At 70.3% G+C, this 23,073-nt stretch carries 12 protein-coding genes and 6 pseudogenes; 11 read left to right on the forward strand and 7 right to left on the reverse strand.

The annotated features are described in order from the left end of the window. Positions 1-175: 175 nt before the first annotated feature. Positions 176-799, forward strand: a pseudogene (locus ACZ42A_RS17960) (ricin-type beta-trefoil lectin domain protein); the annotation flags it as partial. 249 nt (positions 800-1,048) lie between these two features. Here ACZ42A_RS17960 and ACZ42A_RS17965 read toward each other — a convergent pair. Next, entirely contained in the window at positions 1,049-3,877 is a 2,829-nt protein-coding gene (locus ACZ42A_RS17965) for a glycoside hydrolase family 2 TIM barrel-domain containing protein (RefSeq protein WP_468528172.1), read from the reverse strand. A gap of 479 nt (positions 3,878-4,356) precedes the next feature. Here ACZ42A_RS17965 and ACZ42A_RS17970 point away from each other — a divergent pair, with 479 nt between their 5' ends. The 6 genes and pseudogenes from ACZ42A_RS17970 (at position 4,357) to ACZ42A_RS17995 (ending at position 13,734) form a co-directional block, all read left to right on the forward strand. Next, the gene (locus ACZ42A_RS17970; RefSeq protein ID WP_468528173.1) at positions 4,357-7,299 is read left to right on the forward strand and encodes a glycoside hydrolase family 3 C-terminal domain-containing protein; all 2,943 of its coding nucleotides are present in this window, start codon (positions 4,357-4,359) and stop codon (positions 7,297-7,299) included. Between the two features lie 206 nt (positions 7,300-7,505). Continuing rightward, positions 7,506-8,888 (forward strand): condensation domain-containing protein, encoded by a 1,383-nt coding sequence (locus ACZ42A_RS17975; RefSeq protein WP_468528174.1) that lies wholly within the window; start codon positions 7,506-7,508, stop codon positions 8,886-8,888. 725 nt (positions 8,889-9,613) lie between these two features. Next, positions 9,614-9,868, forward strand: a pseudogene (locus ACZ42A_RS17980) (protein-arginine deiminase family protein); the annotation flags it as partial. Between the two features lie 61 nt (positions 9,869-9,929). Further along, positions 9,930-10,560: pseudogene (locus tag ACZ42A_RS17985) on the forward strand (PfkB family carbohydrate kinase); the annotation flags it as partial. Positions 10,561-10,948: 388 nt separating this feature from the next. After that, the gene (locus ACZ42A_RS17990; protein ID WP_468528175.1) at positions 10,949-11,146 is read left to right on the forward strand and encodes a hypothetical protein; all 198 of its coding nucleotides are present in this window, start codon (positions 10,949-10,951) and stop codon (positions 11,144-11,146) included. After that, the gene (locus ACZ42A_RS17995; protein ID WP_468528176.1) at positions 11,143-13,734 is read left to right on the forward strand and encodes a hypothetical protein; all 2,592 of its coding nucleotides are present in this window, start codon (positions 11,143-11,145) and stop codon (positions 13,732-13,734) included. The genes ACZ42A_RS17990 and ACZ42A_RS17995 overlap by 4 nt, the downstream gene beginning before the upstream one ends. A 232-nt stretch (positions 13,735-13,966) precedes the next feature. On the opposite strand, the gene ACZ42A_RS18000 is transcribed toward ACZ42A_RS17995, so the two are convergent. From ACZ42A_RS18000 to ACZ42A_RS18010, 3 genes are all read right to left on the reverse strand, one after another. Next, a complete protein-coding gene (locus tag ACZ42A_RS18000; RefSeq protein WP_468528177.1) occupies positions 13,967-14,983 on the reverse strand; it encodes an NAD(P)/FAD-dependent oxidoreductase in 1,017 nt (338 codons plus the stop codon). Positions 14,984-15,053: 70 nt separating this feature from the next. Beyond that, the gene (locus ACZ42A_RS18005) at positions 15,054-15,527 is read right to left on the reverse strand and encodes an alpha/beta fold hydrolase (protein WP_468528445.1); all 474 of its coding nucleotides are present in this window, start codon (positions 15,525-15,527) and stop codon (positions 15,054-15,056) included. Next, positions 15,496-17,127: an MFS transporter gene (locus ACZ42A_RS18010; protein ID WP_468528178.1), complete on the reverse strand. Its 1,632-nt coding sequence runs from the start codon at positions 17,125-17,127 to the stop codon at positions 15,496-15,498. The genes ACZ42A_RS18005 and ACZ42A_RS18010 overlap by 32 nt, the downstream gene beginning before the upstream one ends. Positions 17,128-17,422: 295 nt before the next feature. Here ACZ42A_RS18010 and ACZ42A_RS18015 point away from each other — a divergent pair, with 295 nt between their 5' ends. Next, a complete protein-coding gene (locus ACZ42A_RS18015; protein WP_468528446.1) occupies positions 17,423-18,007 on the forward strand; it encodes a TetR/AcrR family transcriptional regulator in 585 nt (194 codons plus the stop codon). Between the two features lie 147 nt (positions 18,008-18,154). Beyond that, positions 18,155-18,469: pseudogene (locus ACZ42A_RS18020) on the forward strand (LmeA family phospholipid-binding protein); the annotation flags it as partial. A gap of 135 nt (positions 18,470-18,604) precedes the next feature. Here ACZ42A_RS18020 and ACZ42A_RS18025 read toward each other — a convergent pair. Both ACZ42A_RS18025 and ACZ42A_RS18030 read right to left on the reverse strand, forming a co-directional pair. Continuing rightward, on the reverse strand, positions 18,605-19,255 hold the full coding sequence (locus ACZ42A_RS18025) for a TetR/AcrR family transcriptional regulator (protein WP_354747006.1): 651 nt from the start codon (positions 19,253-19,255) through the stop codon (positions 18,605-18,607). A 258-nt stretch (positions 19,256-19,513) separates the two neighbouring features. Further along, positions 19,514-19,880: pseudogene (locus ACZ42A_RS18030) on the reverse strand (GH32 C-terminal domain-containing protein); the annotation flags it as partial. A 274-nt stretch (positions 19,881-20,154) separates the two neighbouring features. On the opposite strand from ACZ42A_RS18030, the pseudogene ACZ42A_RS18035 reads away from it, so the two are divergent. Then, positions 20,155-20,710: pseudogene (locus ACZ42A_RS18035) on the forward strand (aldo-keto reductase family protein); the annotation flags it as partial. A gap of 30 nt (positions 20,711-20,740) precedes the next feature. Next, positions 20,741-21,409: a FadR/GntR family transcriptional regulator gene (locus tag ACZ42A_RS18040; RefSeq protein WP_468528447.1), complete on the forward strand. Its 669-nt coding sequence runs from the start codon at positions 20,741-20,743 to the stop codon at positions 21,407-21,409. A gap of 17 nt (positions 21,410-21,426) precedes the next feature. Here the strand turns inward: ACZ42A_RS18040 and ACZ42A_RS18045 are convergent, their stop codons facing one another. After that, positions 21,427-22,851, reverse strand: coding sequence for a family 43 glycosylhydrolase (locus tag ACZ42A_RS18045; protein WP_468528448.1), 1,425 nt, complete (start codon positions 22,849-22,851; stop codon positions 21,427-21,429). Positions 22,852-23,073: the final 222 nt, after the last annotated feature.

Raw genomic sequence — 23,073 nt, forward strand, 5'->3', positions numbered from 1 at the left:
GGCCCGCAGCCTCGACCGGATCATGCGGTAGTCGTCCGGCAGGGCGGCCTCGTCGGATTCTCGCCGCAGTGCGGGGTCAGCAGGACCGCCCGCCCTGCTACCTGGGCGGGAGTCGGGGCGACGGCTGTGGCGGCATCGGCCCCGGCTCGGTCCTGCTCGGCCAGCCGGTTCAGTCCAGATCACCGCCGACGTCCCCGACGCCACCGTCCTCGTCGCCTCCCTGGTCGTGTCCACCAGCAGCTCGGAGGAGCGGTTCCGGGGCACGTACAACCAGGCCACCCGGCAAATCGTCAGCGACGCGCAGGCCGCGGGCAAACGCGTCGCGTTCGTCGACATGAGCAGTCTGACCCCGGCCGACCTGGCCGACGCCCTGCATCCCAACGACGCGGGGTACCAGAAGATGGCCGACGCCTTCCACCGTGGTGTCCGGTCCGCGGACGGGGCCGGGTGGCTGAAGAACCCCGCTCCCGCGCCCGCCCGCGTGCAGTCCGGCATCGCCGGCAAGTGCATGGACGTCAGCGGCGCCGGCACCGCCGACGGGACCGCCGTCCAGACGTGGAGCTGCGGCGACGGTGCCAACCAGTACTGGTCCGCCTACACCGACGGCACCCTGCGCTCCCTGGGCAAGTGCCTCGACGCCGCCGGCTGGGGTACGGCCAACGGCACCAAGGTGCAGCTCTGGGCCTGCCACAGTGGTGCCAACCAGGTCCGGCAGCCTTACAACGGCGGTTACCGCAACCCCGCCTCCGGCCGCTGCCTCGATGTTCCGGGCTCCTCCACGGCCGACGGCACACAAGTCAAGGCGGCGTTGAGCGGAACGTCTCAGGCCGTTCGCGACTCGAGGCCCATCCGAGTTGCTCCCCGACGGCTTGCCATGAGTGTCGTTCCGCTTCGGGCCCACCGTCCTCGCGGCCCAGGGCGGCCTACAACAACCTGGTCGAACTCTGCCTGGTCGGCGTCCACCAACTCGCCAGGCGCCGGGCTCCTCCTCGGCGGACCAGGCGCATATCGGCACTGGCCGTCACGGTCGTGGGAGCAGGTGGAGGCGCTACTGGGAGAACGAGAAGTACAGGGTTCGAACGTAGTCGCCCGTCGCCGTGGTGGGGCCGCCGCTGGGGCCGAGCGCGGACGGTGCGTCGAACTTGGTGCCGATGGCCGGGATGGCGTCGAGGAACGACAGGTCTCCCTTCGGGAAGGGCGGCGCGGTATGGCGGGGGTCGGGGCCGAACCGGGGGGTGAAGAGGCGAAGGTAGAGGTTCTCGTCCTCGGAGACCATGGTGATGCGTCCGGCGGTGGTGTGCAGGGACGCCCAGCGGACGCCCGCGTGGTAGCCCTTGAACTCCGGGTACACCCAGCCGTCGGCACCGGTCGCGGTGTCGTTGTACTGCTTCGTCCAGACGTCCGTCGCGACGCCGCGCAGCCGGTTCTTCCACACCCTGTGCGGTCCGTGGCCGAGCCATGTCACGCCGGTCACCTGCGATTCGGGATGGTCGAAGCCGACGCCGTAGAGGTCGTGCTCGCCGGTGAGGTGGTAGCGGTAGTCCAACTGCAGCCAGCCGCTGGGGTGCAGATGCCACCGGACGTGCCGCAGCACGCCGGAGTACTCGGCCTCCACCGTGTAGCCGTTGCCGTCGGGTCCGTGCGTCAGGCGGGTGAGATCGGCCGTTCCGGTGGTGGGCAGCGGGCCGCGGGACAGCGCGAAGTCCGTCCCTCGGTGGGTGACACCGGCCAGCATGCCCGTCGTGGCGTCGAGCGTGACCGTGGTGTGGCGGGACGCGAGGGTGAGCCTGTCGTCCGCGAGCCGGCCGCGTACGGCCGGCCCCGGGCCCGTCCGTACCAGCCGTCGGGCCTGGTCGGCGGCCGACGCGATGGTCCATGTCCAACTGCGGATCTCGCGGCCGTCGGCATCGGTGACGGTGAGCGCCAGGGCGTCGGCGCGTCGCCAGCCGTACGGCAGGGGCAGGCGCAGCACTCCTTGCGCGCCGGGCTCGATGTCCGGCGCGGAGGCGGTGCCCTGGGCGCGCACCGTGTGGCCGTCCCGCCGCTGCGACGGGGTGGGGAAGTCCAGCAGCCGCCAAGCGAACCGGCAGGTACGGGTGTTGGTGAAGGCGTAGTGGTTGGTGAGGCCGATCCGCCCGTCGAAGTCGTCCGGCAGGCCGGAGGTGAACCGCTCGGGCTCGGCGAGTTGTACGGGAGACCAGATGTCCTTGATCGTGTAGAAGCTGGCCTCCTTCTCGCGGAAGGGGCCGAGGATGCCGTCGGGTGCGGCGTTGCCCGCCACATCGATGGCGCCGCCGAGGTCGTCCCGCACGATGCCCTCGTCGACCAGTGCCCACAGGAAGCCTCCCGCGGACAGCCGTTCACGGCCCATCAGCTTCCAGTAGTCGTCGAGCCCCGCGCCGGCACCGCCGTCGTAGAGGCCGTGGAGGAACTCGGTGGGCATGAAGACGTCGCCCCGTTCCTGGAGGATGCGGCGCGTGCTGTCGTAGTTCTCGTAGTGGTCGGTGTTGATGCCGCCGAAGTTCGCCCAGGGGTGGAGAACGGTGCGCTGCTGGGGGTCGTGGCGGGCGTAGTCCGCGTCGAGGGCGGTGTTCCAGCCGCCTTCGTTGCCGTTGCACCAGAACAGGATCGACGGGTGGTTGACGTCACGGGTGACCATCGAGGCGACGAGGGGTCTGCCCGCCGCTTCGTCGTAGGACTTCTGCCAGCCGGCCAGTTCGTCGAGCACGTACATCCCGAGTTCGTCGGCGAGGTCGAGGAAGTGCGTGTCCGGCGGGTAGTGGGACATCCGGACCGCGTTCATGTTCATCTCCTGCATCAGGAGGATGTCCTTGCGGCTGATGCGCGCGCTGGTCGCGCGGCCGGACGTGGGCCAGATGGTGTGCCGGTTGGCTCCCTTGAGGATGACCTTGACGCCGTTGACGTACACGCCGTCGCCGGGGCGCACCTCGACGGTGCGGAAGCCGAATCTCTCGTCGACGCGGTGGACGGTGCGGCCCTCGCCGGCGCGGAGCGCGACCTCGACGCGGTAGAGGTGCGGGGTCTCCGCCGTCCACTGCCGGGGTGAGTCGACAGCGGTCCTGAGGGTCACCGCCGTGTCGCCGGGAGCGACGGCCGCGGTGAACGGGGCGCCGACCGGGCGCCCGGAGAGGTCGGTGACCCGGGCGACGAGACGGTCGGCGGAACCGGTACCCGACAGATGGGCGTCGATCCGCAGCGTGCCGTCGGCGCGGGCGTCGACGGCGATGCGTTCGATGTGCTGGAGCGGGAACGCCTCGAGGTGGACGGGGCGGTAGATGCCGCCGAAATTCCAGTAGTCGCCCAGGCGTTCGGCCCGGTTGACGGAGTCGTCGGTGGACTCCTTGCTGACCGTCACCTCCAGGAGGTTGTCCTGGCCCGGACGCAGCTTTCCGGTGACCTCGTGCCGGAACCGGTAGAAGCCGCCGCGGTGGACGGGCCCGGCCGACTCGCCGTTGATCCACGCCTCGGTCTCGGTCATCGACCCCTCGAAGACGAGGAAGACGCGTCTGTCACGCCAGTGGGCGGGCGGCGTGAAGGTGTGCCGGTAGCGGCCCTTCTCCTCCGGGCGCAGATTCCACCCGTAGTTGTACGTGCCGTATCCGTGGAACTCCCAGTTGGACGGAACCGGGATGGTGCCCCAACTGCCGCTGCGCCGCCCGCTGGTGCACAGGAAGTCCCAGTCGACCGGGTTGTCGGCGTCCTCGCCGGACAGATACAGGCGCTCGGTGCGCGTGGAAGCGTCCGTTCCGTCGGCCGTCTCGGCCTCGGCGGCCCGGGCCGAGCCCGTGGGAAGGCCTCCGGCGAGGGCCGCGCCGGCTGCGCCCAGGATCAGAACGCCACGGCGTGACAATTGCATGACATCTCCAGCCTTCAGAAACCATCGGGAGGGAACGGCGGGGAGGTGCGTGTAGCTGCCGGCGGGCGACAGCGGTGAGAGGGAGGCGGCGCCCGCCACACCGGCGGCTGTTCGAGTCGACGCGCTTCGACGTTTCGGTGAGACTAAGGCCGTATTTCCGTGGGTGACAACGGGCCCCCAAGGTCACTTTTCGATAACAGGCACGGTCGGGCGTGAGAGCACGCACCGCCCTCCATGCGGCTTTGCCCCATGTGAGCTGGCCTTCTAGGTGAACTCTCAAAGAGGAACGCCGACCCCGGAAGAGCGACTCGTGACGGCTGGGCGACCTGTGATTGACACACGACTCAGCGTCATGTCAACGTCGAAGCGCTTCGACTCTCCGCGACAGTGCGATCGACAAAAGCCGTACGCCGCCCGGCTCCGCAGTCGCCCACGCTTCCCATGCCTTCTCCGTCGACCTCCTGCAAGGGACTTCTCAGGTGAGTACCGCCGCCGCATTCCCCGAGCCGCCGACCACCGACCTGCCGTTCCGTGACCCCGCACTACCCCTCGCCCGGCGAGTCGACGACCTGATCTCCCGGCTGACCCTCGACGAGCGCATCGAGCTGCTCTACCAGCACTCACCAGGAGTCCCGCGTCTCGGACTGGCCCCCTTCAAGACCGGTACCGAAGCCCTGCACGGCGTGTCCTGGCTGGGGCCGGCCACCGTGTTCCCGCAGGCGGTAGGCCTGGGAGCCACCTGGGACGAGGAACTGCTGCACGAGGTCGCCACGGCCGTCGGCACCGAGGCCCGCGCCCTCCACCAGCGCCCCGCCGCCGACGGTCGCCGGCCCAGCCTCCAGGTCTGGGCCCCCGTGGTGAACCTGCTGCGCGACCCCCGCTGGGGCCGCAACGAGGAGGGATACGCGGAGGATCCGCTGCTCACCGGCAGGCTCTCCGTCAGCTTCTGCCGCGGTCTTGCCGGGGACCACCCGGTCTATCTGCGCACCGCACCGCTCCTGAAGCACTTCCTCGCCTACAACAACGAGGACGAGCGCGACACCACCTCCTCCGTGGTGCCGCCCAGGGTGCTGCACGAATACGACCTCGCCGCCTTCCGCCCGGCGATCGCGTCCGGCGCCGCCACCGGCGTCATGCCGGCCTACAACCTCATCAACGGCCGCCCCTGCCATGTCAGTCCACTGCTCGAGACCGAGGTACGGCGCTGGGCCGAGCCCACCGGCCACGAGCTGTTCGTCTGCAGCGACGCCGGAGCAGTGACCAACCTCGCCGAATCGGAGCACTACTTCGACGACCACCCCACCTCCCACGCGGCGGCCATACGCGCCGGCGTCGACAGCATCACCGAACTGGACGAGGACGGCAGCATCACCCTCGGCAGGCTCCGCACGGCGGTCGACCGCGGGCTGCTCACCGAGGACGACATCGACCGCGCCGCACGACGCCACCTGTCGATACGCTTCCGCCTCGGCGAGTTCGATCCGGACCTCGACCCCTACGCCGGCATCCGCGACGACGTCGTGGACAGCCCCGCCCACCGGGCGCTCGCCCTGCGCGCCGCCACGGAGTCGGTGGTGCTGCTGAAGAACGACGGCGCACTGCCGCTGTCACCGGCCCCTGGCGGGCGCGTCGCGCTCGTCGGTCCGTTGGCGGACACCCTCTTCGAGGACTGGTACAGCGGCACCATGCCGTACCGGATCACCATTGCCACCGGCCTGGAGACGGCCCTCAAGGAGCGCGGCGCCGAAGCGGTCCGTGCGGAGGGAGTCGACCGGATCACGCTGCGCGCCGCCTCCACCGGAGGCCTCCTGCGCGTGCCGGCGCTCGACCCCGGCGGGCCCATGGTGGCCGGTGCTCACTCGGACGAGCAGGAAGCGGGCGACAGCGCCTGCCACGACCTGTTCGACTGGGGTGAAGGTGTGCTGACCCTCCGCAACGCCTGCACGGAACGCTACGTCACCCTCAAGGACGGCGACCTCACCCTCGCCGCCGACCAGACGCAGCCGAACGGCTGGTTCGTCCACGAGACCTTCCGGCTGGAACCCCAGCCGGACGGCACGGAACTGCTGCGCAACATCAGCAACGGCCGCTACGCCGCCGTGGACCCCGCCACCGGCCGCGTCACCCTCTCTGCCGAAGCCCCCGAGCAGGCGGAACGCTGGACCCGAACGGTCGTCAGGGACGGAATCGCCGAAGCCGTCGCGGCCGCCGCCTCGGCGGACGTCGCCGTGGTCGTCCTCGGAAACGACCCGCACATCAACGGCCGCGAGACCGAGGACCGTGCGGGCATCTCACTGCCGCCCGCGCAGGAGGCCCTGCTGCGCGCCGTCGCCACCGAGCGTCCCGAGTCGGTACTGGTCGTGATGAGCAGCTACCCGTACGCCGTCGACTGGGCGGACGAGCACCTGCCCGCCGTGGTGTGGACCTCCCACGGCGGGCAGGAGACGGGCCGGGCACTCGCCGCGATCCTGCTCGGCGAGGCCGAACCCTCCGGACGGCTCCCGCAGACCTGGTACCGCGGCGACGACCCGCTGCCCGGCCGCCTCGACTACGACATCATCAGCGCCGGCTGGACGTACCAGTACCACGACGCCGCACCGCTGTACCCCTTCGGGCACGGCCTGTCCTACACCAGCTTCGCCTACTCCGGCCTGCGGCTGTCCGCCCGGGAAGCGGCGCAGGACGACACCCTGGTCGTGAGCGTCGAGCTCACCAACACCGGGCCGCGCACGGGCACCGAGACCGTGCAGCTCTACACCCGCGCGCTCGCCGCCCGCCACCGCGCGCCCAGGCGCAGACTGACGGACTTCCGCAAGGTCTCCCTCACCCCCGGTGAACGGCGGCGGCTGGAGTTCGACCTGCCCGTCGCGGCCCTGGCCCACTGGTCCGTCTCGGCCGGCGCCCTCGCCGTGGACCCGGGGCCGTACGAGATCCTGATCGGGCACTCGGCCGAAGCCATCGCCCTGACAGCGCCCCTCACCGTGACGGGGCCGGCGCTCCCTGCCCGCACCCTCCTCGGCGGACGACTGGCCGCCGTCGACTTCGACGAGTGCGAGGGCGGCACGCTCGTCGACGCCACCCGGGAGAAGGGGGAGGCGGTCACCCCGGCGACCGGTGACATCCACTGCGCACTGCGCTACGGCTCAGTCGACCTGGGCAGCCCGGCAGACGGGCCGCGGGTCATCACGGCCGAGGTGTCGTGCGCGACGGAAGAGGACGCGACCGTCGAGATCTACGCCGACGGCGCTCCCGGTGCCGGAACCTTGCTCGCCGCCCTCTGTGTCACCACCGGCACCGACGGCCGGTACGACTGGCGCACGGTCAGCGCGCGGATACCGGAGGAGGTGACCGGGGTGCACGATCTGCATCTCGTTCTGCGGGGCGGTGTCCACCTGGCCGCGATCGCCGGCGGGACGTCGTGAGGAGCGACGGGACGCGGTAAGGAGCGGTGGGACGCGGCAAGAAGACAGTCCGCCGCCGCGTTCCACACGCTCCGACCATTGACGCACGCGGCCCGCGCGGATCTATCCTCTGCCTGAACAGGGGGCGCCCGGGCTCCGGCCGCGTCGTCGTGCTGCCGGACGGTGTGGAGGATCGGGGTCCGTACCGGAGGAGGGCCGGGGCGGGTATGCGACAGACCGCACGCCATGACGTCGTCTTCGTCGCCGGCACCGCCGGAGAGCATGAACTGACCTGGTCGCAGAAGGCCCATGAACGCGAAGGATGCCACCCCCATCTCCACGGACCCCGCAACAGGAACGTACGGATGGGGCGGGCACTGCACGGCCGGCCCGACATGTCCGCGGTGCTGCATGCCTTCGCTGCGGTCATGGCTCACTTCGAGGCGCTGCGCACGCTCTATCCACGTGACGCGGACGGGCACCCGCGCGCGGTCGTCGTGGCTTCCGGCGTGCTCCAGGTCGACGAGTACGCCTCCGACGCCCCGCCGACCTACGACGAGCTGAGCGCCTTCACGCTCCGACTGGCCGAGCCCGGATTCGCCCCGGACGACCTGCCGTTGCGGGCCGCCGTCATCACCGTGGACGGCAGACCCATCCACATCGCGCTGTCCTTGCACCACTTCTCGGTGGACACGACGGGCGCTCGGATCGCGGCCGAACACATAGCCCGACTGGCCGCCGATCCGGGCGCCGACCTCTGCTCGGGGTGGCAGCCGCGGCAGATCGCGAGCTTCGAAGCCAGTCCCTCGGGGCGGCGGCACGCCCATCGTGTCGACACCCATGACCGGGCCATGCTCCGTCGGTCCGCCATGCCCGAACTCCAGGCGCCCCCGGGCCACAGGGCCGCCGTCTACAACTTCGTATGCCTCGACTCAGCGGCGGTCGCCCTCGCGGCAGCCGGTCTGGCGAAGCAGTACCGGACATCCGCGGCCGCCGTCCTGCAAGCCGCATACGCGCGCACGCTCGCCGAGCACCTCGGCATCGGCACCTGCGTGTTCAACACCGTGATGCCCAACCGGCACACCACCTTCGCCCGCGAGGCGGTGGCCCATATCGCCGGCAGGGCCCTCGTCCCGGTCGACACGTCCCTGGGCAGCGACCGGTTCCCGGCGCTGTGCCGAGCCGTCGACGCGGCACTCGTCAGATCCTCCTCCGTCAGCCTGCGAGAGCCCGACCGCTACGCCAGATCCCTGGACGAGGTCTCCGCCGAACTGGGCCGCTCCGCACACAACCCGTACGTGGTCAACGTCCGCCCCATAGCGCCCCGCACGCTGATCCGGGCTCGCGCGGACAGGGCACCGCAGGACCTCGACCGAGCCATGGCATCCAGCCGTTACCGACGATTCCCCAAACCCGTCGACGCGTACTCCGGAAACCTCTCCTTCGATGTGTGGGGCATGTCCGAGACGGCCGGAATCAGTCTCGGGACGGATGCGACGTCGTTCGACGCGACGGTTCTCGAACAGATACTGCGGTCCTTCGAGAGCCGGCTGGTCGGAGCCGCGATCAGCGGTCACGCCGCAAGGAGCGGCTCCTTCGCCGGCGCATAGAGCGCGGCGGAGCGCGGATGGTCGGCGTCGAGATCACTCACGACACCAGGTGTGCTGCCTGATGCGAGCGGCCTGCCTGTCTGACTGAGCATTTGGTGCAGTTTTCCGGGCAACGGTGCCGCCGTCGGTGCAACGCGTCCCGCTTCGGATGGTCGGAGTCCGGCCTGTCGGCGGGGGTGGTCCCGCTGGTCGGGGGAGTGAGCGGCTTCGGGCGCCGCGATGGGATGGAGGTGCGGGTCAAGGCCGAGAGGAGCGGGTGAATGAATACAGTCGGGCCCAAGACGACGCCTGCGTCGGCGAGAGCCCTGGCAATAGTCTCCGGCACGGTGCCGGCCGCCGTGGCCGCCGACACCCGGGGCGTACGGGCGGACATTCGCGCCGATGTGAACCGGGACGGGGCGGTCGACGTCACCGGGGATTCCGATGTCGCGGGCAAGGCGGCGTGGAACAGCGGGCGAGGTGCGATCTTCCTGCCCAACCTCGGTGACACGGACCGGCGTTGCAAGACCAGGACGCCGGACGGCCGCCGGCTGTCCCATGCCCGGCTCCAGGCCTGCAACGACGCCCAGGACAACGTCGTACGGACGCCGGAATACCTGGCACCCCTGCGCACGGTCCCGGGCCTGGACGGGCGGGACGTCATACGGGAGGGCTGGGGCGGCCGGATCACCGTACGGTTCACCGTCACCGTCACCGACGGCGGCCGCACCTCCATGGACGAGGTGATGCTGTGTGCCGCCACGGTCCTGACGCAGCACCATCTTCAGCGCGTCGAGCAGGCGCTGGTCGTGGACCGCGGCCGGCAGGATCCCGACCAGCGCAGATTTGCCGAGCAGTCCTACCCGGCGGGCCGGATCATCACCGGCTGGCACGGCTCGCGGCTGTCCGCGCACACCATCCTCAAGGCCCAGCAGGCACAGGACCCGCGGGTGCTCGACACCGGATTGCTCGCCATCGGCCACGTGAACGAGTTCGTGCAGTTCCTGCCCGCCGGCACCCCGCGCGGCTGGAAGATCGGCATCGCCGACCCGGAGGGCACGCTCGCCCGGGGTGCGCTGGTTCCACATCGGCGGCATCTGCGCCGGCCTGTCCGACACCACGGTGGACGTCGCGGACGAGGCCATGGCCGCGGCCCGCCGCCGTGGCGTCACCGTCTCCTACGACCCCAACCACCGCCCCAGCCTGTGGGCCGGCCGGGGCGGCCCGAGAGGTCGACCTACGGCTCGCCCGGCACGCTGACATCGTGGTGGGCGCCCTCGGCCTGGCCGGGACGCACCCGGGGCAGACACGCATCGGGGACGACGAGGTGGAGGACGCGCTCGCCGAGGTGGCCGGCCTGCTGCCCGAGGCGAACGTACTGGCGACGACCCTGCGCGATATGCCGTCGGCCGGCGTCAACGACTGGTCCTCGGCCGCCTGGTCCACCGAGACCGGCTTCGTCACTGGCCCGCGGATGCCCGGCCTGCAGGTGCTGGACCGCATCGGCTCCGGCGACGGATTCGCCGTCGGCCTGATCCACGGACTGCTGGCCGGCGCCGGCCTGGAGCAGGCTCTGGCCTACGGCACCGCCCACGACGCGCTCACCATGACCACGCCCGGAGACGTCTCGATGGCCTCGCTCGCCGAGGTCGAGGCGCTCATCGCGGGCGGAACGGCCCACGTCAGACGCTGACCGGCGCCCCCACCCCCGTATCCCGGGAGCACGCCGTGCAAGGACGGGGAGCGGCGGCGCTGCTGGCGCCTGGGAAGCCGGCCTGCGGTACTTCGACACCGCACCGCACTACGGCCTCGGTTATGCAAAGGAAGTCCAGATGTCTCAGTCGTGATCCCCGAGTGACATGGGGCCTCAGGTGCGGCTGTTAGGTTCCACTCCGCCTGGATGTCTCATGATCGCGGTGGTGTGGGATGGACTTCTTCTTTGTGTCATGCAGCAAGGTTCGTCGCTTCTACGAGGCGCCGCCAGGGGTGGATCTCGACGCCTTCGCGTATGTGTCGCGAAAGGGGGCACTGAAGGAAGGAACTCCACTTCTTCGACTCGCAGATGCGCCTGGCTTCTCCTGTTGTCCGAGCACATCGAGCACATGCGGGCCAACCTCACCCCGCGCCACTGGCAGGCCCTCTGGGGCCGGCAGGCCGCTGCCTTGGCGGAGGTCTTCGAGGAGTGCGCCGAACTCATCCCCGTGGCACGCCGCGAGATCGCCGAGCTCGGCCTGCGCCTGGACCTCCCCCTGGGCATGAGGACGGAGTTCGACCGATGATGGCCCGCCCCGCACCCAAGGCGCTCGCCTCCTCGGCGTTCCGCGACGAGGAGAAGGTCTTCAGCTACGGCGGCTACCAGCTTCTCGACAACATCGTGGTGCCACTGTTCGGAGACATCCACCGGTGGCCCGCCGACTGCATCGGCCGGCCCGCCAGCCGAAAGCCCTGCGAGTGGCGCTTCGTCTTCCCTTTGAACGACCCACTGATGAACCTGCAGCTACGGGAGTACTGCTTCGCCCTCCTCAACCCCTCCCACCCCGTCCTGCGGCAATCCCTGATCTTCCTGCCCGCCATCCCGCTGTCCGTGGCCACTATCCGCCCCTCGATGATGGAGATCAGAAAGATCATGGACTGGGGCCGCGAACAAGGCCTGCCCACCGACCTGGGGCTATGGGACCCGGAGGACTGGAATGACGAGATCGCCCACAAGGCCTCCCAGGTCGAGAGGGTGAAGACCGTCGCCTTCCACGTGACGACCATCCGCCGCCTGCGCCAACTCGCCCCGGTCCTCACCGGAATCAGCGCCTTCGACGACCCCTGGGGCGACGATTCCGCCGCGAGCGTCGCCGCCAAGGTGTACGACGAGGACGCCCCCAGCTGCGACACGCTCGCCACTCCGGCCATCCCGCCCGACACCTGGTGGCCGCTGCTGCGCGGCGCCTGGACCTACATCCACATCTTCGCCTCGGATAACTTCCGCTGGCGCGACCACTTCGCCCAGCAGGAGGCTCCCGCCGACCAGCCGCGCTCCACCAAAGCCCGGCCGGTGCGCCCGGAGGAAACGGACGCCCTGCTGAAGAAGTGGCTCAGAACGCCAGGCAACGCGGTGCCCGTCCACGAGGTGTCCTACAGCAACGTCGCAGCTGGCACCCCGATGTGGACCGCGCTCAGCAAGATGGTCACCGGCGGCAGAACCGTGAACATCTTCGCCGACAACCAGAGCGGCCGGCCCCGCAAGCGGCGAGCCACCGTTCAGGCCGCGATCGGCAAAGGCCGCGTCGCGACCGTCAAGGCGACCGTGGGTCGCGGGAAGGGCCCCGCCGGGCCGCGCTACATCGCACCGGGCACCAGTGCGGGCGTCACCCAGGAGCAGCTGGACGACAACGTACGACGGTGGCTCGCCGACCCGAACACCGTAGTGCCGGTGTACGCGACCGACGAGTACGGGACGGCCGGGGAGCCGATCTGGGCGGTGGCCGCCCGCATGATCTGGGGACCCACCCCACCTGACGTCCACCGGCAGCGGAACGCCAAGCGGTTTGACCGGCGCAACCGGACCGGGGCGGCACGCGCCCGCCTCGTCTTGCAGGCTGTGGCCGACGGACGCGGGATACCCGTCGACTCGGACGTGTGGTCCGGTTGGCGCGCGTACCCACTCCAGTGCCCGGACGCCGCGCACGTCCAAGGCAAGGGCGGAACGTCAGCGCCGTGGCGTACGCAGATCAGTGCCATCGAGCTCGCCTTCGAACTGCACATGCTCCGAGCCGCGATCTACGTCTTCGTTGCGGCCTTGACTCTGATGCGCGACTCGGAGGTTCAAGAGATCCAGCGCGACGCCGTACGGACCTACTTCGGCTCCCCAGCCGTCCGGTCCCGAAAGACCAAGCTGGACCCCACCCGCCCGGAACTGTACTGGTGGATCATCGAGCCGGTCGCCGAGGCGCTCGCAGTCCTCGAGCAGCTGGCCTGGCACCCCACCCACCTGTTCGCAGCCCTGCGCCCGCCTGTCGGCAAACAGACCCACACCGAGCCCGGGATCCACTCCGAAACTGAAATCGACTTCTTCATCAACGGCGTCAACACCATCGCCCACCGCCACGGCCTGGCCAAGATCCCATCCACCCACGTGCGCTCGCACATGTTCCGCAAGACCATGTCGCAGCTCGCCGGACGCGAACCGGACTCCGAAATCGCCCTCGGCCTGCAGCTCAAGCACGCCGCCCGCCGGGCACTGGCCAACCGCACGACCCAGGCGTACGCACAGATGGACGCGAGCTGGGCCAAGGAGTTCGACACCGAACTGCAGCAGGCCGCCGCCCGCAAACTCGTGGACCTGCTCCGCGGCCGCCAACGCGGCGAACGCGTCGCCGTCGGTCCCGGCGCCGCCCGCCTCCACGCCGGTCTCGACAAGGTCATCGACACCATCAACAACAACCCGCAACTAAGGGCGCAGATCGCCGACGAACGGGTGCTGGGTCGCCGAAGAAGACGACCTGACCGCCCAGTCCACGAACCCGCGGCTGTCACCACCACGACGGGAGGCGGTCTTCGTCCGCCTTGCCGATGTCCAGCGCATCACCCGCGCACTCGAAGAGGAAGGCCGGGCCTGATGCCGGTATCCGCAGCGTCCGCCGACAAATTGAGGGCGGCCATGGCCCGGCTGCTGGCCGGCGAGCCCGTGCACACCGACGGTGCCCTCACCAAGGAGAACCTCGCCCGCGAAGCTCAGGTCAGCCACGCGACCGTGCACCGCGCCGAAGACGTCCTCGCCGAGTGGGACGCGAAGGTCGCCCGCCCCCGTCCTGCGTACGCCCGGAGAGGTCCAGCGCGACGAGACAATCGCCAAGCTCCGCAAGCAACTTCGTGAGGCGAGGGAGCAGGCGGACCAGACCCAGAACAAACTTGAGGCCCTCGCCACAGTGACGGCGAACCTGTACGCCGAGAACCTCACTCTGAAAAAGCGCCTCGGACGCCGACGGGTGACGGCTCTGCCGCCCAAGACCGCGACTAGCCGAGCTCGGTCTTCCCGTAGTCGCTGGCCACGGCGTTGACCACGGGGAGGCCTACCGCTCGATCGAGCGATGGCGGGGGCTTCAAGATCATCCTGTGGCCGCTTTTGGGCTTACCTCGGCGATCCCCCGGAGGGCGGCGTCGGTGTCCGCGATGGTCAGCATCCTGTTGATGTCGGCGCCGGCCAGTACGCCGGCCGCTGCGGAGGCCCCGACCTGGGCGACCAGATCGGTGGCGTTGCCGGCCACCCACACACCCGGCACCTCGGTGGCGCCGGCCGTGCCGGAGGCGAAACCGCGGCCCTTCGGCAGGTCCTGCACCGGCAGGCTCAGACCTTCCAGGCCCTGGGTGCGGGCCTGCAGCTGCGCGGCGACCGCGACTACGCGGCGGGCCACGACCTGGCCGTCGGCCAGGCGCACCCCGGCGAGGGCACCGTCGGCGTCGTTGACGACCTCGGTGACCGGGGTGTCGATGACGCGGATGCCGCGGGCGGCGAAGCGGGCGCGGCTGTCCTCGTCCAGGTCGGTGCCGTGGGTGAAGTAGGTCAGGTCCTCGGTCAGCTGACGGAACAGATACGCGTGCTCGATGGAGACCGGTCCGGTGGCGAGGACGCCGATGGGCTCGTCGCGCACCTCCCAGCCGTGGCAGTACGGGCAGTGCACCACACTGTCCCCCCAGTGCTCGGCGAGCCCGGGCACCTCCGGCAGCACATCCGTGAGGCCGGTGGCCACCAGGATGCGGCGAGCGGTGATGCGGCGGCCGTCGGCCAGGGTGACGGTGAAGCGCAGGTCCCCGTCCGCCGACGGGGCGGCGGACTCGGCCGAGACCACCTCGCCGACCACGACGCGTCCGCCGTACTGGCGCACCTGCTCCCGGCCCCGTCGAAGGATCTCGGACGGCGGGGTGCCGTCCAGGGCGAGGAGGCCGTGCACGGCCTCCGCGGGCGCGTTGCGCGGGGAGCCGCTGTCGATCACGACGACCGAGCGGCGGGAGCGGGCGAGGATCAGTGCACCGTTCAGCCCCGCGGCGCCCCCGCCGATCACCACCGCGTCGACGGTTTCCTCGGCCAGTGCGTCGCTCGTGTACGGAGGAGTCGTCACAGCCATGGCTTCCTGCCTTTCCTTGTCAGTCATGGTTCGGTCAGCCCTTCGAGTTCTGGGTGGTTGGTGGAGGGGGTCAGCCGTTCAGGAAGCCCACGATGTGGTCGGCGACCGTCTTGGGCTGTTCGAGGTGCAGGAAGTGCCCTGCGCCGGGTATGACGATGCGTTCGAGGCCGTTCGTGAACAGGTCGTCCATGCCGTCGCTCAACTCCACGGACATGCAGTTGTCGTCGGCCCCGTGGAGGTAGAGCGACGGGACGGTGAGGGCACCGCTCGCCCGGGCTTGCAGGGACTGGGGCGCCTCGTCCGCGGGGGGCGTGAACAACTGGCGGTAGTAGCCCCGGATCTCGGTCAGGACTCCTGGAGCACCCAGGGTTTCCCTGAGCGCGGCACGCTCCGCGTCCGGCAGCTCGTAGCCGGGTGACCATTCCCGCCAGAGCCGGTCGATCCGGCGGACGCGTCGCCCGGCGACCTGGCGGACGCGTCCCCGGCGATCCAGTGGACGCTCCGCCGGCGATCTAGCGGGTGGACCCGGCGTGCTCCCGCACAGTCGCCGCCTCGCTCGCCGCCGTCCCGGCCCCCGGCTCGGCGCTCTTCCTCGCGAACCCGCGCCGGCCCGGCAGGACCGCGAGGACGATCAGTGTTCCGGCGGCCATGATGATCCCGCCGATGAGGCTGGTCTGGGCGACGCCGTGGGCGAAGGCCTGGTGGACGGCGTCCACGGCGGCCTGGGCCTGCTGGGGCCCGGCGGAGGGATCCTGCGCGACCCGCTCCGCGACGGCCAGGCCGGCGCCGACCGAGTCCTTGGCGGTCTCCATCGCCTCCGCCGGGAGCCGGTTGCCCACCAGGTCGGTCAGCTCGTCCCGGTAGGCCGTGCCCAGCAGCGAGCCCAGCACCGCGATGCCCAGCGCCCCGCCCAGCTCCAGCGCGGTGTCGTTGACACCGCCGCCGACGCCCAGCTCGGACTCGGGGAAGGAGCCCATGATCGTGTCGGTCGCCGGGGAGATGCTCAGTCCGAGCGCGAGGCCCAGCATCATCATCGGCGCCAGGAAGTCTCCGTACGTCGACCCCTTGTCGATCTGGGTGAGCAGGAACATGCCCGCCGTGCCGACGGCCATGCCGGTCACGACCATCGCCTTCACCCCCAGCTTCGGGGCGAGCTGCCCGGTCACTACGGACCCGAGGAACACCGCACCGGCCAGCGGCAGCAGCCGTACACCCGTGTCCAGGGCGTCGTAGCCGAGGACGAACTGCAGGAACTGCGTCGAGTAGTAGATCACGGCGAACATACCGAAGAAGAAGAACAGCACCGCGAGCATCGAGCCGCTGAAGGGTCGCAGCGCGAACTTTCGGATGTCCAGCATCGGGTGCGGGTGCCGCAGCTCCCAGGCGGCGAAGGCGACCAGACCGAGACCGGCGACCACGGCGGCGGTGACGGGGCCGGTGCCCCAGCCGGAGTGCGGGCCCTCGATGGCGGCGTAGATCAGGGAGCCGACGGTGACGATCGACAGCAGCCCACCGACGTAGTCGATCCGGCCCATGCCCTCCGCCTTGGACGGCGGTACCAGGGCGAGCGCGCCGAACACGGCGAGGACGGCGATCGGCACGTTGATCAGGAAGGTCGAGCCCCAGGAGTGGTCCTCAAGCAGCCAGCCGGAGACCAGTGGGCCGACGGCGATCGCCAGCCCGGAGGTCGCGGCCCAGGCGGTGATGGCCTTGGCCCGCTCGCTCCGGGGGAAGGTCGCGACCACCAGGGACAGCGTGGCCGGCATCACGACCGCGGCACCGACACCCATGATCGCGCGGGCCGCGATGACCAGCGAGGTCTCGTCGACCATGCTCCCCATCACCGAACCGCCGGCGAAGATCAGCAGACCCAGCACCAGCGCGCCGCGCCGGCTGTACTTGTCGCCGATCGAGCCCAGCACCAGCATCAGCGCCGCGTACGGAACGGTGTAGCCGTCGACGACCCACTGCAGATCACTGCTGCTCAAGCCCAGGTCGGTGGTCATGTCGGGGGCGGCGACGATCAGCGACGTGTTCGCCATCACCGTGATCAGCAGGCTCAGACACAGCACGAGCAGCGCCCACCAGCGCCGCGCGTACGGCCCGGGCATCTTCTCCACGGGGGTGTTCGCAAGGAAGGGCATCAGTAGCTCCTGAGAGGGACGGGGCGGGGCAAGCGGAAGCGCTTAATTGCCCGTCGATGTGCAGACTAGTTTATTGCCCATCGCTGTGCAAATATCGCGATGACTCCCTCCTCCCACCCGCCCTCGAGGTACCGACGTGACCAGCCGACCAGCACGAACACCGACGACGAGGCCGAGACGGTCTCCGGCCCGGCCCCACGAGACGCCGCCCCCTCCTGCTCCGACTTCGTCCCCCTCGCCGACTTCGACCTCGACTTCGGCGCAGCGTCGGGACGCGCGGGCCACCCGTGCCCGGATCCTCGACGCGGCTCGGCGGGAACTGACCCGCGATCCCGACAGCCGCCTGGAGGACATCGCCGCCGCCGCCGGTGTGGCCCGGCGCACCGTGTACGTCCACTTCGCCTGCCGGGCCGCGCTCGTCGAGGGCCTGTCCGTCGAGGCCGCGGAGGCGATCCGGCGCGCCGTCGCGGGTGCCCCGGCCCCGACCCCCGACGCCGTCGCGGACCTGGCGCGATTCATCCTCACGGTGTGGCCCGTCGGCGACCGCTACCGCGCCCTCATCCGGCTGGCCCGCGGCCATGACCTCGCACGCGCACGCGTCGACGAACTGCTGACCCCCGCCCGCGACATGGCCACGAGGGTCTTCGCCCACGGCCTCCGACAGGGCGTCTTCCAGACCACCATCCCGACCGACCCGCTCACCCGAGCCATCGAGGCCCAACTGCTGGCCCTGCTCGACTGCGCCGACTGCGGCCTGTGGTCCGACGACGGCACCGGCGCCGCCACCGCCGCCCTCATCGCCGCCGGAGTCGCCCCGGACACCGCCGCCGCGAAGGTCGATCACGTACGGAAGTCCGGGTCGCCCCCGAGTCCCGTCTGAAACCCGTGCCCGTACCCCACTCGCACTCACACATATGTCCGCCCCCGCCCCGAGCACGACCGTGACCAGGAGTGCGAGTTTTCGTACTCGCACGAACCCGCCGACGGCTCCGACCGCCCGCTGCCGGTGACCGAACTCGCCCTGCGGATGGACGGGTTGACGAAGTCGGACGACGACAGCGAGGCCCGGGCCCGCTCGGCGGAGGCGACCGTCTTCCTGCCGTACGCGGACCTGTCCGACGCCCTAGGCCTGGAACTGACCCGGGGCTACGGTTCCGACCGGATCCGCGCCCGCGTCCTGACCACCCTCGGCTTCGAGGTCACCGCGACGACGACCGTCTCGGCGGCCTCCGGCAGCCGCGTCACCTTCAAGGACTTCAAGGTCGCGGGCCGCGTCGCCCTGCCCGAGGCCGGTGAGAAGTTGCTCGGCCAGGTCTTCGCCGAGCCGATCGCGTCGCGGAACATCCCCGACGGCCTCCGACTGTGCTCGGTCACCACCACGGAGCAGGGCCTCACCGCCCACTTCTCCGGTAAGTCGATCACCTTCCGCCGCGACGACGCCCGGGACACCTCGTCGAACGGGTCGGCCGGAGAGAAATCAGGTGCCGTGGGCCGGAAGAGCCGTAGCCATCGCCGACGCAACCTCCTCGACCACCGCGCTCGCCCGATCCTCCGGCACGCCGGCCGCGATGAGGGTGGCCGTGGCGATCCGGTGCCCGTCGTCCTCCAGCGCGCCGGTGTTGACGGACTCCACCAGAGCGACGATCAACGCCATCAGGCCTGCGCTCTGCACGGCCGGCGGCAGATGGGAGTGGAAGACGCCGTCCCGCTGCCCGCGCTCCAGGATCCCGATGGCGGCCTCCCGGGCCGGCGCGAGCACCTCGGTGACGCGCTCGGAGCCGAGGTCCCGCCGGGTGAGCGCCAGCAGCATGCGGTAGCGGTCGCCCACGGGCCACATCCGGAGTACGAACCACGCCAACGCCCGCTCGGCCGACTCCCCCGGCTCCGGCCCGGCCTCCACTGCGTTCCGCAACGTCTCGGCGGCTTCCTCGGCGAGCGCCTCCAGCAGCGCCGCCCGCCCCGGGAAGTGCCCGAAGAGGGTGCGCCGGACGACCCCGGCGGCCCGCGCCAGCTCCTCCAGCGTGACATCGGGGTTCCGCCCCAGCTCCTCACGGGCCGTGGCCAGGATGCGCGCCCGGTTGGACCGCGAATTACGGCGCAGCGGCTCGCGGGCCACGTGCTTGCTCACGGAGAACCTCGCAGCATCGAAGGACGGACGAATGGCCCCCCATTTTGTCACGCTGAGCCGAAGCCCCCGTATCACGCCCCAGCGGCCGCTGCCTCACGCGGGACCCGCCCCACCTCGTGGCCCCGAAGCTCGGCCGACGCGGAACCGAGCGCGCCCGGTGCGGCCCTCGCGCTTGTTCCTCGACGAGAGCCCCGGCGCGCCGGGCGCCGCCGCCGACCTCGTCCGTCGCGGCCATCCCACCGGCCACCCCCCGTCGGATCAGACCGCGAACTCCCGGATCACCATGTTCCGGAACACCGCCTGCCCGTCGATGGTGAACAGGGCCAGCCCGGTGTCGGACACGTCGGGGTAGACCACGGTCGAGTACGCGTACCGGCCGTCGTCGACGAACATCTCGACGGACGTGCGGTCGACGAGGACGCGCAGGCGGATGCGGGCGGACAGGTCGAAGGGCGTCCGGCTCTCCTGCCAGCGGTCCGAGGCATCGAGGCCGGCGGTGTAACCGCGGTTGACGAAGGCGTAGTCGCCGTAGACCCCCACGTCGACGTGCCGCCCGCCGTCCGCCGAGCGCCGCAACTGCCAGCCCGGCACTCGTCAGTTGGTCCCAGGTGATGTCGCAGGTCAGTCCTTCTGGTCCCTGTCGGGGAACGCCTTGTAGGCGTGAAAACATGATCGCGGCGCCCGTCCGCCGACTCCGGTAGCTCGTTGGGACTCCAAGCCCGCAGGTCAATCTGGTGCAGGGGCCGCTGCGGGGCCTTGCCTTGTTGCCGTAGGTCACGAACGGGCTACGGTTCTTGGAGTGCTCTGAGACAGCAACCTGCGAGGTCCGATGTACATCATCGTTGTTCCTCACCTGGACGTTCGTGAGACAGGAGAGGGCCTGAGACATACGAGCTGTTCATAACCTCGATCTCTCCGAGCGCCGTCTGGGTGCCGCCCTGCGAGGCCGCCAGCGTGACGAGTACGTCATCTCCTCGTGGGACTTCAGCCGGACGGCGTGCTCCGCTCCATCGAGGACACGCTTGAGCGCACCGGCCTGGACCGCCTCGACATCGTCTACCTGCACGATCCGGACGACCACTGGCGGCAGGCCGCCAGGGTGTGATCGGTACGACGCCGCCGACGTGGTGATGCCGGCCGGGCGCTACACACTCCTGGACCAGTCGGCGTTGGACGACGTCCTGCCCGCCGCACGAGAACTGGGCAAGAGCGTGGTGGCGGTGGGGGCCTTCAACTCGGGACTGCTCTCCCGGGACCGGCCCGCCGAGGGCATGAAGTACGACTGCCGCGACGCACCGCCGGCCCTGGTCGACCGCGCTCGGGCGATCGCCGAGGTCTGCGAGGCGCACGGGACCACCCTGCCCGCCGCGACGAAACGTGCAACTCCATAATCAGCCCGTCCCTCACGGCCTCTGGGACGATCTTCGCACTCAGGGGTTGATCCGGTCGGACGTGCTCGCGGGGCACCGTGGGGGAGGATGCGCGGTGTCTCTGACGGACAAGGCCATCGAGCAGATCCGTGAGCTGATCCGGACCGGTGCGCTGCCGCCCGGCTCGAGGCTCCCACCGGAGCCGGACCTGGCCGCCCAGCTGGGACTGTCCCGCAACCTCGCCCGGGAAGCGGTCAAGGCACTGGCCGTCGCGCGGGTCCTGGAGGTCCGGCGGGGCGACGGCACCTATGTGACCAGCCTGCAGCCGAGCCTGCTCCTGGAGGGACTCGGGGGTGCGGTGGAGCTGCTCCAAGGTGGCCCGGTCGCCCTTCAGGACCTCATGGAAGTACGGCGGCTCCTCGAACCGATGGCTGCGGCCCTTGCCGCCACCCGGATCTCCGACGCCCAGCTGGCCGAAGTGAAACGGCACCTGGACGCCATGCGTGAGGCCTGCGACGACGTGGAGCAGCTCAACGCCCATGACGCCGCATTCCACCGCGCCGTCGTCTCGGCCACGGGCAACGAGGCCCTCCTCACTCTCCTGGAAGGGATCTCCGGCCGCACCCTGGCCGAGCACGAGGCGATCTTCAACGCGCTGTCCACCCGGGATGCCGCCCTCAGCCAGGCCGCCGCACTGCTGCACGTGAGCAACACCGAGCAGTGGCTGAGGGAGCACCTGCGCTCGGTCGAGCCTCTCCCCGTCCGGACGACAGAGCGGAAGTGACGGGCGGGCGCGCCTGCTCACTGGGTGTAGAAGGTGGCGTCGGCCCGGTCGGTCGTCGTACTGAGAGCCTGGACGTACAGCAGGTAGTTGTAGTGGCGGATGTAGCGGCCCGGGAGGTTGTACGACTCGTACGAGACTCCGGCGGAGTCCGCGAGGCCGGCCCGGGCGGTGTAGGAGGCGTCGGACGCGAACTGCGCCGTCCCGTCGTTCTTGTCCACCCACGCCTCGGAGTTCTTGTGACGCAGGAAGTAGCCGGGGAAGTTCGCCGACTCCAGGGAGACGGTGCCGCTGCCGGCGAGACCGGTGACCACACGGAACTGCGAGTCGGCCAGCGGGGAGACGTTCGGCTCGATCTTGGCGCGGTACTCCCAGTGCCGGATGAACCGGTCGGGGAAGTTGTACGAGGAGAGCCGGACCGGGGTGAGGCCGTCGGCGACCGGGATGCCGAAGTCGGGCGTGCCGTCGGCCTTCCAGTAGATCTTCTGCACGCGGGTGCGGCGGTTGGGGTCGTTGAGCGGGGAACCGCTGATGTCCCTGTAACTGCGGTCGTGGTAGACGAGGATGTCCGACTTGCCGTCCTCGGAGACCGTGAACTGGTTGTGCCCGGGACCGTACTGGCTGGTGGCGGCGAAGCTGGTGAAGACCGGGCCGGCGCTCTTGGCCCACGACGAGGCGCTGAGCAGGTCGGCCGAGGCGGACGCGGTCAGCATGCCCATGCAGTAGTTGGCGTCGGTGGCACTGGCCGAGAAGGTCATGAAGACCTTGCCGCCCCGTTGGATCACGGCCGGGCCCTCGTTGACCGTCTCCCCTCCGGCGGTCTCCCACGAGGCGGTCGGCCGGCTGATCATGACCGGTGTGCCGGTGATGGTCCACGGGCTGGACATCCGCGCCACATAGATGTTGGTGCCGCGGCCGACGGCCGGGTCGTTCTGCGCCCAGGCGAGGTAGCGGGTGCCGTTGACGACGAAGGTCGTCGCGTCCAGGGAGAAAGTGTCCAGCGGCAGGGCGATACGGCCCTTCTCCGTCCAGGTGCCGGTGATCGGGTTCGCGGCCGTGCACTCCAGGACGTAGGGCCGGATCCGCCAGATGTCGTTGGCGGCGCCGGCGGCGAAGTAGATGTACCACTTGCCGTCGATGAAGTGGATCTCCGGAGCCCAGATGTGGGCGCCCATCTCACCGGTGGAGTGCTTCGTCCAGATGGTCGTCTCGGCGGCCGACGTGAGCCCCTGGATCGTGGTGGCGCGGCGGAGCACGATGCGGTCGTACGCCGGGACGGTGGCGGTGAAGTAGTAGAGACCGTCCGTGTGCTTGAAGATGTGCGGGTCGGCCCGCTGCTCGGCGATGGTGTTCGTGTACGTCACACCGGGGGAGGTGGGCACGGCGGCGTGGGCGGTACCGGTCGAGACGCCGGTGACGGTGGCGGCGGCCGAGCCGGCGATCATGCCGAGGACCGTTCGACGGCTGAGCGTAGGTCTCACGGAGTACTCCCTCTGGTGCTGGTCTGGTGCGGCGGACGCCTCTTCACACTGTGTCGATATATCGAACACCGTTCGTAAGCTCGGCCAGAAGATAAGTTCTGCACCTCTCTCCGTCAACACTTGTCACACGAGTATCCGGAGCGTCTTCCCGCCGTCGAGAAGTGAGGCTCGCGCTGCTCCGTGTCG

It is taken from the genome of Streptomyces sp. NPDC030838 (assembly GCF_055572035.1).